Source organism: Morganella sp. Je.2.23, from assembly GCF_051129855.1.
Lineage (GTDB): Bacteria > Pseudomonadota > Gammaproteobacteria > Enterobacterales > Enterobacteriaceae > Morganella > Morganella sibonii.
Genome location: NZ_JBCPSQ010000009.1, coordinates 1 through 12,720 on the forward strand (window position 1 = coordinate 1; position 12,720 = coordinate 12,720).

The window sequence follows — 12,720 nt, forward strand, 5'->3', positions numbered from 1 at the left end:
CAGCCAAATCAGTCACTGCTTTCTGACTCATCACACTTGTTGTTGATGTGCCAGTGCCCTGCGCGATATCACTTTTTGCCGCATCTCCTAAACCAAGGTTTTCGATAAACTTCGGTTTATTCGGAATATCTGCGCCGTTCTGGTCTTTGGCGAGCTTGCTGTTTACTTCTGTTTTTGTGGCGTAGTTACCGCCGGAGATTATTTTTTTGATCGCGTCCTTCAGCTGGTTATCATTATTTTTATCCTGCGCAATACCAGCCTCAATCAGAACGCCGAGAATTTCTCGCTGGACGGAATTAAGCCAGCCCGCTTCAAGGATGGTCGGTGCGATACCGGCGGCCACGTTGCCGTTTGTCCACTCGCCGTTTTTATCGGCGGTACTGGTGACATCACCAATTTTTTTCATAACAAAGCCTCACTCAGTGAAGGTGATAATTATTTGTTGATAATCAGGGTTTACTGGCCGTAACCGACCTGAAGGATCGTGTGAGAGGGAGAAATCTGGTTAAACTGGCACTCGAGGTAATGCTCACCCCACGAACGCAGCGGATCACCACAGTAACTGCCGCCGGCGACCGCGTATGTCACCTGCGTGTTTCCGGCATTGATGCGCCAGACAAACGGCCATTCATCACCGTTCAGTGCATCACCGCAGGCCGACAGCCCTGCCCTTGCCTGCCGGAATTCAGTAATGGTGATGGTGTACCCCATCTCGGCGGCCAGGCTGATGTAGTAGGGTTTTGACATCCCGCCGGTGCGCAGCAGTTTTGAAAGAACTGCGGATTGTCGTTTCGGAATGGTGTCCATCTCCCCGATCGCACAATCATCCGGCAGTCCGAGCGTTTTTTCCCACTCCGGCAATAACGTTGTGGCCGTCTTCGGAAATGCCCCCTCAAGCAGCTGAACAGCGTCAATATCCGAGGCCTCATAACCACGAGCCAGCGCCCGGAGAACAGCATGCATATTCGACCCCGGACGCCAGTCCCACGCCATACCCTGCGGAGCAAGTCCGATCATCGCCTGAGTGTAATCATCAGCGGTGTAATTCATGTGTATGACACCTCCCCGCGCTGCGCCAGCTCACCGGTGCTCAGAACTATATTTTCAGCCGGTTTTTTCAGGACAAAGCCGGTGGTGCCCGGGATATCAGCAATCGCATACTGCAGGTCAGAAAGGTAGATTTTTGCGCCGCCGGTCGGGTCACTGTCCCGGAAGAACACATCATCAATGGCTTTGGCTATCTGCTGATGTAATTCCGAGGTTGCCCGACTCAGCCCTTCAATTTCAAAATCTATCTTTTTCGCAATAGGTGAACAGACCCACACCAGCGCCGTTACCGTCTGCACATCCCAGATATGATCTGCAACACGCAACTGGTCACCGGTCGCATGAACTGAATAAGTTTCTTTGGTAGCCGGTCCGTCAGTTCCCAGCGGAAAGCCGCCGTTGCTGTTGCCGTCACACATAATGTAGATACCGACCGACCCGGCCCCCAGCAGGCGGCGTTTTACCCAGGCACGGGAAATACCGGGCACTTCTTTCGCCCAGCCCTCATAGTCTGTATCGCTGCCGCCCTGCGGTGGTTTCTGGTACGCATGCAGGACACGCTGACGGAAAGCCTCTTCGTTCTCAATATCACTGCCGCCGGTGATCGGGTCAACAGCGACGCATTCCGAAAATACTCCGGATATCGCTATCTCAAGCGTCAGTTTTGTCCCGGCCGGTGAGTTACCCGCCGCGCCGCCGCCGTAAATATTATCGTCAATGCCGGGCAGAATGGCTTCAACAGATGTGAAGCCTTTTCCGTCAGAATTAATATGGGCCTCAGTAACAGACTGGTACCGGTATCCATCCCCGCGGGTCATCGCCGTACCGGCCGGAATGATGCTGCCCGGCACGCCGTCAAACTGAACCTTTGTACCGGTAGCTTTGTTCGGTGGTTTGCGGTACACCCGTTTCAGCGCGCCCCAGCCTGCCAGATATTCATCCGTTGCGGTAAACGGTGTTGCCTGTTTTGCAATGTAATCCAGATAGGCATAATGCAGGTGCGCCATACCGGCATCCATATCCGCCAGTACCCGCATATTGGAATACCGTAGCAGCGCACCGGGCTCTTTCAGTTCATTGCGCAGGAAATTCTGGTTCTGCTCCCGCAGCTCCGTCAGTGTTTTACGCTTAAACGGCATTTATTGTTTCTCCCATACCCAGTAAAAACGCAGATCTTCCGCACCGGCGTCCGGCCGGTGATAGCGGATAACCATGTTCAGCCGCTGTGGCCACACTATTTGTGTCCGGATCTGAATATCAGATACGACCCCGTCAGTTATCAGCCAGGCCAGCGCCTCCCGGGCGTAATCTTCTGCTTTCTTTGCCACCTGCGTGATCAGTTTCTGACGCCTCAGCAGCCAGAGACGGGAACCGATAAACCCATCAGTTCCGGTATCGGCCCACCATCCCCGCCGGTACTCATCGTCGTAATCATCGTCACTGTGCGCCAGACGGTCCGTGAACAGACTGATCATAATCGCTGACTGCAAATCATCACCGGAAAGCAGGTCACCGTTTCCGGCTATCCAGTCGGCGCGCAGCGTGTCCGCGTTCCACCAGGAAGAAATATCAGACATCAGACTTTCTCCTTAATCGGGTTACTGGTTAGGGTGGCACTGCCCGGCTCGACATTTTTCACATCATGGTTGTGTGTGTTGTAACTGTCCCGCAGCGTTTTCAGTGTGGATTTATTGCTACCGTAGTTATCAATCACATCACCGGACACTTTCAGGATCGGCGTATTCAGCACCACTTCTGTTTTGGCGTTGACCGTCACCTTATCAGCGTTATTGATGGTCACATCTTTATCTTTGGCCTCAATCACAATGCCGTCCTCTGTCATGTGGATGTACATACCCCACAGGTTGTACATCACGCTTTCACCCGGTGAGAGGCCGGTATGCCGGGAACCGGGGTGATTGCTGCCGATAACTACGGCACTGGAACGGTTACCGCCTAGATAGGCAATCAGAACATCCGACCCCGGCGGCAGAGAGGAAGAAAAGCCAAATTCCGTCATACGGTAAGTGCCGTCACGGACTTCCAGTGCGGTGCTGTACTGGATGGTCTGTATCGCTCCGTCATCTTTGGTGATACTGGATTTACCGGCACCAATCATCATCGACATCCGGGTTTTTAAATCGCGGACCTGATCACTCATCGTCACACCCTTATTACCTGGTAAAATTCATACGGTTCAGCAATGAATGCTTCCGGCGGCATCAGCTGTAATGTCGCACGTGTCCCGCCGGCATCCCGCAGATAGGTCACATCCGACAGCGTCCAGAATTTATCCGTCACCCCAAGAACCGGAATATCTATCGGGATCATCGTGTTCGGCTCCCACAGTTTCCCGGAGGCATCCCGCCAGCTGTCCACCATCACACTCAGGATTTTTGAGCGTCCGTAACGGCGGTTCATTTCCCAGTCGATACTCTCCTGCTCCCGTTTAGCGGTGATCAGGGTGCTTTCGATGATGGTGATATAATTCCGGTACCGCATTTTCCCGGCCTCCGGATCCCGCGCCGAGGCGTTCTGTACCGCTGACACATCCCCGGCAAACGGGGTAACAGACAGCGACACACCGGTATAATCGGAATAGCGCTCTGCCATAGAATCCGAGAAATCAGCACTTTCGATATTTTTACCCTGCTCCACGCCGCTGGCCGCCACCTTGTCACTGACGCGGGTCAGCAGCAGGTTTCCGTCCGGCTGTTCGTAATACAGTAGTGCAGAGTACCGGCAGCAGCGTTCGATCACCTGCTGGCAAACTTCTCCCCAGTTCAGAGTGAATTGCGGAACAATCTGTAATTCACTATCAGGAATGGTACTCGTCACTTCTATTCCGTACCACTGCGCCAGTTTCTGTGCAATTTGCAGGGCGTTGGACTGGCTGATCACGTTGTTCGGCCATTTGGCTGAGCAGTCCACCAGGTCCTGACACTTCCCCCTGCCGGAGACACTTATCTGATGCTGATTTTTATTGATCTGCCCGTTCCACGTGTCGATATAACCGGTAATAACCCGATCCTGACCGAGGAACACCTCACAGGGGTCGCCCGGTTTAAACAGCTGTTTTTCATCCGTTGCCGGGTAGTAATCCATCAGGCTGATTTCAAAATCGTTCGGCAGCCGTTCAATACCACGGGTAACCCGGACACTGTCCCAGCCGGAAATACGCTTGCCGTTTATCACCAGGGATAATTCTTCGGTTTTTTTCGTCTCTTCCGTCATTTTTTCAGTGCCTTAAATCTCACCGGCATAAACGCCGGATGCCGTGGCTGAGTCTCCATCACCAGTTCGTCGCTGCGGGTTGCATCCTGATACAGGCGGTTGGCAATATTGAGAGACGGCAGCACCGACGGCAGAGCGTAAGACGACAGGCGGCCGCGTTCGGAGCCTTTATCAGTGAAGAAAATGACAACCTGTTCGCGCCGGTTCAGGAGGGTAAGATAGATGTCATCCAGCGCCAGATCCCCGGTGATAGTCATGGCATCATCGAGGGATTCACAGACTTCCCGCTGATATCCGGCGGCCCCGGTGCTGTTTGTCGGGTCAGACTGTCCGGCCACAACCGAAAGCGCCGATGCCGCCAGCACAACCAGCATCATTTCAGCCAGTGCGGCAATTCTTTTATCCTGCTCCGCCTGCTGATATTCCAGATTGCGGAAACGGGATAATGTATTCAGGATCTGCATCTTCTGGCCGGTGTCACCGTCCATTGTTATCAGGATGACAAACACCTGCTGTATCTGTGCGATCACATCTTCGGGGGTTTCAGCATCACTGACCGCGCTGAGTGTTTCATCCAGCCTTTGCCGGTCAATAATGGCCTGGTTCAGCGTTTTATCGATAATTTCACGGTCATCAGTATCACCCTGATGTATGCGCTTGCCGGTCGCACCGGACACCGCCCCGCCCGCGCTGCCTTTCTGATAGCGACCGTATTTATTGCTGCCGAACACACTGTTCAGCGAGTTACTGAGATTAGTGACCTCATCAACTGAACTGCTGACCATATTTACCCAAAAATCCGCAGTCTGTTTCAGCGTCTTCATCATCTGCGTGACAGACCTGACCTCACCTTTAATCATGGCGATCGTCTTCAGGGTGGTATGCGCTGCTTCTTTCAGCCACTGCCCGAATGTCAGTTCACCAGTTTTTTCACTGCCGGTGATGGCAAACACTTTCAGGCCGGACTCGATAACCACCAGCTCAAACTCAAACACCCGGCCGCTTTCTGCGTTTTCTGACACCCGCAGGCCGCTCTCAGTCACGCTGACGGTCATTTCTCCGAGTGTCGGGTGAACCAGCGTTCCGGCCTCACCAACTTCACAGGCGGCCACCAGATTGTAGCGCTGGGTGATAACATCCGGCGCGTCATAAACGAGACTGTCCTGAATCAGGAATCCTTTTATGGTGATCCGCCGGTTACTGCGCCCCATATCCTCTATCCAGGACTGATCGCGGTAGGCATATTCGTGAATGGCCTGGCGGCGACCGTAAACACTTTCACCGCTGATCACACCGAACGGCACACCACGGAATGAAGCCTGCTGCAGGTGTTCTGACCAATTCCAGTCCGGCTCAATGCCGAGTACATCAGATATGGCGTCTTTGATAATTGGCATGTGGGCTCCAACGGAAAAAACCGCAATTAAGCGGCATGATTATTTGTTTTGTAAGGCCATCCGTGGCCTGTGGGAATTACGCTACCTGCTGACCATGAATAATATGGCGAAGTGCTTTAATGCCTTCATCGTTATAGCGGAACGATTCAACCTGCTTTGCAGAGTGTGCCGATTTATCGAGGAAGAATTTACCGAACTCATCGGTTTTCAGTTCATGCTTGTTGGCGATCCGGCCTATCTTATTCGCAGACACTTCCAGCATTTCACCAACTTCACCGGCGGTATAATATTTCTGCTCAAGAACCGGCAGAGGAACAGCCTCAAACCCGACTATTGGATTCACGATATTCGCCGCTGCACACTGTTTTGCTTCCGGGCTAAGATTTGGCATCATGCCGAACAGATCACTGATAGCATCTACTGACATTTTTAGTGTCCGCGCCTGGCGATATTCAGGAAGCCCAGACTGACTTCTTCCGGATTTCTGTGCCGAAACATGCATCGATTCTAATTTATCCACCAGCACACGACGAACAGCTTTTGATTCACGGGCAGCAACGCGCAGCGCCTGCTTGATCTCCATTTCGATGATTTCAGACGATGTATTGTTTGGTTTTTGAACTACAAAAATTTTGTAGTGCTCCCCATCCAATTCGTCTTTTACCCGTTCAATCAATACGTTATTGCGGATTTGATTTTCACCGCACGACTTGCGAGCCATGTTGATCATGGAAAGCAGCTTTTGCGTATCGATTACTTTGCCCGTGACAACGCCAAAGCTATTTGATAAAGTCAATTCGTTCATTACAACTTTTCCTTTTGGTTAAGTTTGGAATCAGCCAGCAGCTTGCCCCTGTTGGCTTTTCTATTTCAGTTCTATCCACGGTTTTTCTCCTGCTGATAACCTCCTGTTTATGTCCTGCTTTAAGCGAGTGACGAAAGCATTTCCATCCTGAAACCGATCCGATAACCTTCCTGCCAGAGGAGAGCCAAGTAATTTCAGTGCCGGATAGATTTCTTCTTTCCAGGCTGAATAAAAAAATTCGTAGTGCCCGGCCAATGAGTTGATGTTATGTGCATCAATTTCTCTTTGCGTAGGTGACTTTGCTTTTAAATCCCGGACAGGCTGATGATCCAGGATATCCAGCACCCATTTTCTGAATAACTTTGCGACTTCTGTTTTGGCAAACATTGCCAGAAGATGCGCACCTCTGAGAGAAAAGATCCGGATTCTCTTTCTGTAATTTCCTGAGGTCATCACTTCGATGACCTGAGTCATTGCCGGCGTAAACTCATCCTCATTTCGTGAATACAGAGTACTGATTGATTTACTGCTTGAGTATTCCAGCGCTCTAGCCAACTCCGCCGAGGTCAGCCACACCTGCCCGTTTTCGGTTACAGGGTTAAATGTGAATTTCTGGAAAGTTAAGTCTGTTTTCGCTACACTGTTCATGTCATTTATTCCTGTCGTAAGGGTATTTGGCAACTGGCCTCAGTTGTTCGTGCAACTGGGGCTTTCTTTTAACCACGCATCCGATCTTCATTATTCAAGCTCCACACCAGACGTTGAATAATTGCTGAATTAAGTGACAACCCCTCCTCCCTTGCCTGTTTCTCCAAGCGCTCTTTTATGCGCTTTGGAAGTCTTAAGTTATATTTTTCTGTTGCTCGCTGGGTATAAAGCGCATCCATCAACATATCTCCTTTGCTATCATTGGGATTAAATTAATACCATGGGATTAATTTAACACCATTGCATGTGGTGTCAAGTTAATCCTACAATGTTTTTTTTGTATACATATTCAGGTGATGGTGATGGCAAAGTACCCAAGTCAGTTACAAGATAAATTCAACCTAAGACTTCCGGATGGGATGAAGGACGCCATTGCTGAGCGGGCAAAAGAAAACGGGCGGTCTATCAATTCAGAAATTGTACAAATACTTCAGGACGCACTCATTCGTGACGATATTAGCAATGTTGATGACTTCGATAAATCAACTCCGACTGAATTTAAGATTGCTGCCAGAAGAATGATACTGGCCTTGGAAGAATTTGAAGAACAGAAACGAAAATTATTTAACCTAAAGGATGAGGATTCTGGAATTAATTTATTGAATATTTCACCCAAAAAATAAGCCCCTTCCGGGGCTTTATTTATAATTTAATATCACATGCTTTTACGAATTTATTTACCTCTGCCGTAGACCTTGCAACATTCCCTGGGTGCGATATTTTATAATTATCGTCTGGATCAAAGCTGGAGCCTTTAATATTAACGCCTATAAGGTACTTACTGTTTGCGGATTTAAGCTCACTTAAAGCTTTGGTTATCTTTCCTTCATCGTAAGAGATTGCTTCTACAGACTTATTATTTTTCACTCTGAATTCCGCATCGAACTTAATGACGTTATTTCCATCCACTTTAAACAGAAGATCGGCTGGTCTACCTTTAAAATCGGCATCTTTAGTAAATTCAACATAAGAAAAAGATAATTTATCTCCCGAGCATCTGAATAATGATACCGCGTTGGAAACGTTTAACTGACCTACCAATAGAGCATCCTTTTCTCCAAAGATATTATCCTCAGAATTTGAGGTCCATGCAGCATTTACAGAATATGAGATTAATAATATAGGGATAGACAAAAGCAATTTTTTCATATTTTCAACCTTATGATTAACATTTTTTATATACTACGGCATATTCATCGCGGTTGTCACCCTGCCTTTAGGTTTTACGTTGACGCTGCTTTTTGTACCCGTATCCGAGTTAGTCAGAACTATTTCCAAGGTACCACCAGCTTTATTTTCATCCAACACTCGTGCCAGTTGTTCAGCAAAACCCATCAACACCTCAGCAGGATCCTTCTCCGTGTTAATAATAGGTGTTGCTTTTGATTCATCCTGATTATGTCGCATAGTCCACTGTTCACGCTGCTCTAAGAGTCGTTGTGGGTTTCTCTTTCCGGCCCATCGGGAACTATTCACCGCGTCATCTATTGAACCCATCATTTCATCATAAGAGTATGGTTGATATCCTGATTCCTTTTTTATGATACCGTTCATCATCTGAGCCAATATTTCAGGGTTATACATGTCTAATGGGGTATTTGGTGTCACCCCCATATGCTTTGTCAGATGCTGAATATAGCCGTTAGTATCATTATTATCCGCACCTGGTGCGTAATCATTCAGTATTCCATTGATCGTGTTATTGCCTCGGTCCATATATAATAATAACTGTCTGGCGAGAGCTGCACGTCCGTCATTTTCATCCTTTAAAATACCAAACCCTTTTTTGTTACCCTGAGCATCAACGCCTTCGCGATCTCTGCCAATCTCATTATTAGTCCACCGCACATTACCCGGGTTGTTATTACGGAACGCACGAACATTAGGATCATATCCGCTATCCTGTTTCCAGCCGTCCGGCGCATTGGCCTGTCGCTGTTTTTCTTCCTCTTTTTCCTGTGCTTTTCTTGCTGACTCCCGCTCTTTCGTCCACCCCTCATAGTTTTTACGGATATCGTCTGTCATAATACCGAAATCCACCATCGACTGATCCCACATGCCCAAATTACCGTAAAGCTCCGGCGTGTTATATGTGGTTCGCAAGATGTCAGAATCATTATCATGCAGGAAACCCATTGTTTGCATAAGTGCCACGTTATCAGGCCCGTATGTCAGTATCTGCTCTACACCATTCAGACCATCGATTACTGATCCATCTGAAAGTAACGCACCTGAAACCGCATCACCAGTTTTAGTTTTTGCTCCCTCGTATGCCGCTGAAATATTTTTAAGGGCCGCATCCATTTCACTGAGTTGCTCAACAACGGCATCTTTACGTGTATGCCCCATGCGATCTGATTTATCCAGCCGCCCCTGTAAATCTCCTTCCCGTAACAGGGCAATAAGCTCCGGTGGTAGCTTTAATTTATCCCTGAGCTCCCAGTTTCGATGTTCCGGCAGTACTTTAATCGTGGCTTCAAGACTCTTTAGTGTCTCAACCATATTAACGCTGCCGTCTTTATTGGTGGAAATTTCCGCACCAATACTGCGAATAGCAGCCCGTAAATCATTATCATCACCATTCTGAGCTCTGCTGAACTGTTCAAACTGATTTTCAATAATATTGCGGGCATCCTCCTCTGTAGACCCTTTTTGAATAAGCGTGCCCGTAAGACGCGTGCCTTCCTCAACGCTCATTCCCGTATTTTTGGCACTGGTTGAGACTTCTGTCGCTTTCTTGGCTTGTTCCGGTACCTGGCTGACCATTTGATACCCGGCGTAGCCAATGGCTCCGATGCCCCCAATTTTTTTAGCCATGTCCATATACTTACCGGACAACTCGCCGAAGTTTTTCAGTGGCGGGATCATATCTCCGATGCTTTGAGCGCCTTTTTTCGAAAAATCGGACATGTCACGAATTCTTTCGCCAACATCCCTTAATCCGGAAATTGATTCATCACCACCCATTTTAAGGCTTTCGCGCACATCCTTTAAAACAGGGCGAAGCTTATTTAACTCTGCTTCAATATTGGCAATTTCCTGACTGGCCTGATCATCAGCATTCAGTTCAAAATCAAAGGTATTTCCCGCCATAATTACTGCCTCATTTTGTTAATTCGGGCTGCCTGTGAAGCCCACCACAACAACCGGCTGGGGGCCATATTCCATGCATCACTCGGCCCCCACCGGAAAAAGTACGTTAAATCGGCACTTATTTGCTGATATTTTTGCCAGGCGTTAAAGTCAAAAAATCCATCAGGAAATCACGGCATTCCACAAAATCAGAAATTGCCATTCGCTTAACCGCCTGATCCGGCACCCCGCTGACCAGCACGATCAGCAGACGCATAGCCGGAAGAGAACCAATCGTTTTATCCATCTCGTTATAAAACTGTTCCACTTCGAACAGGCACGGCTCACGCAGGTTAACTTCCTCATAACGGACTTTGCCGTCATTGGATTCCAGCGGTTTACTCAGCTTGATAGTTTTTGTTGTTTCCACAATTAGTTCTCCGTTACCGAACGACCTTCAAAACGCACGTCAAACACGGCGTCTTCGCTGTTTACTTCCTGAGTCTGAACAACCCAGAGCCCCTGACCGATGATGGTTTTGCCGTTCGCCAGTTCAGCCACCACGTTCACATTGGTCATGCCGTTGAAATCCGCCACAGTGGTACCGCCGGAATCACGGACACGCATCGCGATAAAACCGGCAACCGGCTTTTCTTTGTAACCGTGGACATAGTCCATACCGGTCAGGGTTTCGCGGGTGACCGTGGACGGACTGTATTTAAAGTCCGCCGCCACCATAATTGACATACCGTTGACGGAGACGTGAGCCGTTCCCGCCAGACGGTTAGATGTATCGCCCATGATTTCTCCTTAGTTACCCGGCATCAGGCGGAACTGGTTAAGCAGCGCAAACACGCGCAGCTGGTTAATGAGGGTACCGGTCCACAGGACATCAACACGGTTCGGGTTCTGGCTGTTGCGCTCGACTTTCAGGCCTTTGGCAAACCCTTTCGCGTCCTGCACATGACCGTTAAATTCCAGGAAACCATATTGCGCGATCAGTTCTGCCCGGATGATATTCGGCGTGACGATTGCAGACCCCGGTGCGAAGCGGGTCCCGTCATCTGCCAGTTTCATACGTCCGAATTTACTGGTCACCTGGGTGCGCAGATAGCGGGAGACAAACATCAGCAGATACAGCGTTTCCACCTGCAGGTAACTGTCGTCATTATCGCCGTAGGCGTTTTTCTGGTAGGTCGTGATGATATTCTCAACCCGCACGGTACCGTCGTCATCCACGGTAAATGTGGAGATACCGCTGTGCAGCAGGTTATTGCGCTCAGTCAGTTCAAGAATCTTCGTGTCGTCCGGCGGCAGCACACCACTGATAACCAGCGTCTGTAACGGGCGGCCCGGATCATTACGCAGGCTCTGGGCAATAGCACCGGTATATGCTGCACTCCACTGATAATCCGGTGAGGGTGAACCATTCACTCCGAGCAGAGAGGCATGCTGATCGTTACGCTTTTCACCAAAATCAGCCAGCTGACCATAGGTGCCGGTGATCACTCCGTAGCTGTGGCCGTACAACTGTTTGTCCCACGCCCAGCGGTCTGCCAGAAAGGTTTTCACCACATCGAGAGACACCGTATCGGTATACGGGTTCACGATAAAATCAAAGGATCGGTCTTTCAGATTCGCCAGACCATTAAGCAGATCCGGAGCGCCGTTACCGCCGGACATCGCCGTGATGGTCATTTCAAAACCGGACGGTGCCAACTCGCCCCCGGTCAGCCCGAGGTAGTTCAGCCGGATATCAATCCCGTTACCGTGAGCGCCTTTGTTTTTGGCCGTCAGAGTAACCGTATCCGCCTCTGCTGCTGCTGTTACCGACAGGTTCGCATTGCGGTTAATCACTTTAGTCAGTCCGGTTGCGATAGCTTCCGCTGTGTCCGTAGCCACAACGGCCATCTGAACACGGATACCCGCGATATACAGTGAAATAACACCGGTATCATTAGCGGCACTGGTAATTTTCAGTTTACCGGCAGCTGCTGTCTGCGATTCAGCATCCGCCAGCGGTAACACCCACACTTCACCGGCTGTGTCATTACGGAAATACGCATCCGCTTCGGTGTGCAGCATAGATCCGCGACCAAAACGCTCTGCGGCCTGCGTCCCTGATGTTATACGCTCAGGAATGCTGTCTTTGCCCGCCGCACCTTCCAGCATCTGGCCGATTAACAGCGTGCGCTGCGTGGCAGTTGCTGTGTTGGCCATCGAGTTATCAAACTCAACGAAAAACAGCGGAGTCCGCAGATTCTGCGGAATAGTGGCAAATGGCACTGTCATGCTTTTTGCTCCTTCACTTTCTGAGGATTACCCGGCACGACATCCCCCTGATTCAGACGGGTGCGCCAGAAAACATTATCGGGGACGTCCTGCCCGGATTCAGGCAAAAGCTCCCCTTTGACCGGACAGCGGACGCTGCGGCCTTTTACGGGTTTTACAAACATG

At 49.6% G+C, this 12,720-nt stretch carries 16 protein-coding genes and 1 pseudogene; 1 reads left to right on the forward strand and 16 read right to left on the reverse strand.

Going from position 1 to position 12,720, the window contains the following annotated elements:
• The 10 genes and pseudogenes from AAZR23_RS19135 to AAZR23_RS19180 form a co-directional block, all read right to left on the reverse strand.
• Positions 1 to 406: pseudogene (locus AAZR23_RS19135) on the reverse strand (hypothetical protein); the annotation flags it as partial.
• A 50-nt stretch (positions 407 to 456) separates the two neighbouring features.
• Positions 457 to 1,050 (reverse strand): YmfQ family protein, encoded by a 594-nt coding sequence (locus AAZR23_RS19140; protein ID WP_098935915.1) that lies wholly within the window; start codon positions 1,048 to 1,050, stop codon positions 457 to 459.
• The gene (locus tag AAZR23_RS19145; RefSeq protein WP_318669183.1) at positions 1,047 to 2,186 is read right to left on the reverse strand and encodes a baseplate J/gp47 family protein; all 1,140 of its coding nucleotides are present in this window, start codon (positions 2,184 to 2,186) and stop codon (positions 1,047 to 1,049) included. The genes AAZR23_RS19140 and AAZR23_RS19145 overlap by 4 nt, the downstream gene beginning before the upstream one ends.
• On the reverse strand, positions 2,187 to 2,624 hold the full coding sequence (locus AAZR23_RS19150; protein WP_318669182.1) for a phage GP46 family protein: 438 nt from the start codon (positions 2,622 to 2,624) through the stop codon (positions 2,187 to 2,189).
• Positions 2,624 to 3,208: a phage baseplate assembly protein domain-containing protein gene (locus tag AAZR23_RS19155; RefSeq protein ID WP_318669194.1), complete on the reverse strand. Its 585-nt coding sequence runs from the start codon at positions 3,206 to 3,208 to the stop codon at positions 2,624 to 2,626. The genes AAZR23_RS19150 and AAZR23_RS19155 overlap by 1 nt, the downstream gene beginning before the upstream one ends.
• A 2-nt stretch (positions 3,209 to 3,210) precedes the next feature.
• Complete coding sequence (locus AAZR23_RS19160) at positions 3,211 to 4,281, reverse strand: phage baseplate assembly protein (protein WP_434694364.1); 1,071 nt, start codon at positions 4,279 to 4,281, stop codon at positions 3,211 to 3,213.
• Positions 4,278 to 5,678, reverse strand: a complete 1,401-nt coding sequence (locus AAZR23_RS19165; protein ID WP_434694366.1) for a DNA circularization protein — start codon at positions 5,676 to 5,678, stop codon at positions 4,278 to 4,280. The genes AAZR23_RS19160 and AAZR23_RS19165 overlap by 4 nt, the downstream gene beginning before the upstream one ends.
• Before the next feature lie 76 nt (positions 5,679 to 5,754).
• Positions 5,755 to 6,483, reverse strand: a complete 729-nt coding sequence (locus tag AAZR23_RS19170) for a hypothetical protein (RefSeq protein WP_434694368.1) — start codon at positions 6,481 to 6,483, stop codon at positions 5,755 to 5,757.
• A 60-nt stretch (positions 6,484 to 6,543) separates the two neighbouring features.
• Complete coding sequence (locus AAZR23_RS19175; RefSeq protein ID WP_434694371.1) at positions 6,544 to 7,131, reverse strand: BRO-N domain-containing protein; 588 nt, start codon at positions 7,129 to 7,131, stop codon at positions 6,544 to 6,546.
• Positions 7,132 to 7,199: 68 nt separating this feature from the next.
• Positions 7,200 to 7,370: an Arc family DNA-binding protein gene (locus AAZR23_RS19180; RefSeq protein ID WP_214209064.1), complete on the reverse strand. Its 171-nt coding sequence runs from the start codon at positions 7,368 to 7,370 to the stop codon at positions 7,200 to 7,202.
• Positions 7,371 to 7,493: 123 nt separating this feature from the next.
• Between AAZR23_RS19180 and AAZR23_RS19185 the strand changes: the two genes are divergently transcribed.
• Entirely contained in the window at positions 7,494 to 7,814 is a 321-nt protein-coding gene (locus tag AAZR23_RS19185) for an Arc family DNA-binding protein (RefSeq protein WP_434694373.1), read from the forward strand.
• A gap of 19 nt (positions 7,815 to 7,833) precedes the next feature.
• On the opposite strand, the gene AAZR23_RS19190 is transcribed toward AAZR23_RS19185, so the two are convergent.
• From AAZR23_RS19190 to AAZR23_RS19215, 6 genes are all read right to left on the reverse strand, one after another.
• Positions 7,834 to 8,340, reverse strand: a complete 507-nt coding sequence (locus tag AAZR23_RS19190) for a hypothetical protein (RefSeq protein WP_434694375.1) — start codon at positions 8,338 to 8,340, stop codon at positions 7,834 to 7,836.
• Positions 8,341 to 8,373: 33 nt separating this feature from the next.
• Positions 8,374 to 10,284, reverse strand: a complete 1,911-nt coding sequence (locus tag AAZR23_RS19195) for a hypothetical protein (protein ID WP_434694377.1) — start codon at positions 10,282 to 10,284, stop codon at positions 8,374 to 8,376.
• Positions 10,285 to 10,402: 118 nt separating this feature from the next.
• Positions 10,403 to 10,693 (reverse strand): phage tail assembly protein, encoded by a 291-nt coding sequence (locus AAZR23_RS19200; RefSeq protein WP_166707887.1) that lies wholly within the window; start codon positions 10,691 to 10,693, stop codon positions 10,403 to 10,405.
• A 2-nt stretch (positions 10,694 to 10,695) separates the two neighbouring features.
• On the reverse strand, positions 10,696 to 11,064 hold the full coding sequence (locus tag AAZR23_RS19205; RefSeq protein ID WP_318711308.1) for a phage tail tube protein: 369 nt from the start codon (positions 11,062 to 11,064) through the stop codon (positions 10,696 to 10,698).
• 9 nt (positions 11,065 to 11,073) lie between these two features.
• Entirely contained in the window at positions 11,074 to 12,555 is a 1,482-nt protein-coding gene (locus AAZR23_RS19210; protein WP_434694379.1) for a phage tail sheath subtilisin-like domain-containing protein, read from the reverse strand.
• Positions 12,552 to 12,719, reverse strand: coding sequence for a DUF2635 domain-containing protein (locus AAZR23_RS19215; protein ID WP_004904824.1), 168 nt, complete (start codon positions 12,717 to 12,719; stop codon positions 12,552 to 12,554). Before AAZR23_RS19215 ends, AAZR23_RS19210 begins: the two co-directional genes overlap by 4 nt.
• Position 12,720 lies beyond the last annotated feature (1 nt).

Excerpts from the sequence above, each read along its gene's own strand:
- AAZR23_RS19185 (WP_434694373.1), top strand. The coding sequence starts at position 7,494 with ATGGCAAAGTACCCAAGTCAGTTACAAGATAAATTCAACCTAAGACTT.
- AAZR23_RS19195 (WP_434694377.1), bottom strand. The coding sequence starts at position 10,284 with ATGGCGGGAAATACCTTTGATTTTGAACTGAATGCTGATGATCAGGCC.
- AAZR23_RS19145 (WP_318669183.1), bottom strand. The coding sequence starts at position 2,186 with ATGCCGTTTAAGCGTAAAACACTGACGGAGCTGCGGGAGCAGAACCAG.
- AAZR23_RS19180 (WP_214209064.1), bottom strand. The coding sequence starts at position 7,370 with ATGGATGCGCTTTATACCCAGCGAGCAACAGAAAAATATAACTTAAGA.
- AAZR23_RS19165 (WP_434694366.1), bottom strand. The coding sequence starts at position 5,678 with ATGCCAATTATCAAAGACGCCATATCTGATGTACTCGGCATTGAGCCG.
- AAZR23_RS19160 (WP_434694364.1), bottom strand. The coding sequence starts at position 4,281 with ATGACGGAAGAGACGAAAAAAACCGAAGAATTATCCCTGGTGATAAAC.
- AAZR23_RS19210 (WP_434694379.1), bottom strand. The coding sequence starts at position 12,555 with ATGACAGTGCCATTTGCCACTATTCCGCAGAATCTGCGGACTCCGCTG.
- AAZR23_RS19190 (WP_434694375.1), bottom strand. The coding sequence starts at position 8,340 with ATGAAAAAATTGCTTTTGTCTATCCCTATATTATTAATCTCATATTCT.
- AAZR23_RS19155 (WP_318669194.1), bottom strand. The coding sequence starts at position 3,208 with ATGAGTGATCAGGTCCGCGATTTAAAAACCCGGATGTCGATGATGATT.
- AAZR23_RS19215 (WP_004904824.1), bottom strand. The coding sequence starts at position 12,719 with ATGTTTGTAAAACCCGTAAAAGGCCGCAGCGTCCGCTGTCCGGTCAAA.
- AAZR23_RS19170 (WP_434694368.1), bottom strand. The coding sequence starts at position 6,483 with ATGAACGAATTGACTTTATCAAATAGCTTTGGCGTTGTCACGGGCAAA.
- AAZR23_RS19140 (WP_098935915.1), bottom strand. The coding sequence starts at position 1,050 with ATGAATTACACCGCTGATGATTACACTCAGGCGATGATCGGACTTGCT.
- AAZR23_RS19150 (WP_318669182.1), bottom strand. The coding sequence starts at position 2,624 with ATGTCTGATATTTCTTCCTGGTGGAACGCGGACACGCTGCGCGCCGAC.
- AAZR23_RS19205 (WP_318711308.1), bottom strand. The coding sequence starts at position 11,064 with ATGGGCGATACATCTAACCGTCTGGCGGGAACGGCTCACGTCTCCGTC.
- AAZR23_RS19175 (WP_434694371.1), bottom strand. The coding sequence starts at position 7,131 with ATGAACAGTGTAGCGAAAACAGACTTAACTTTCCAGAAATTCACATTT.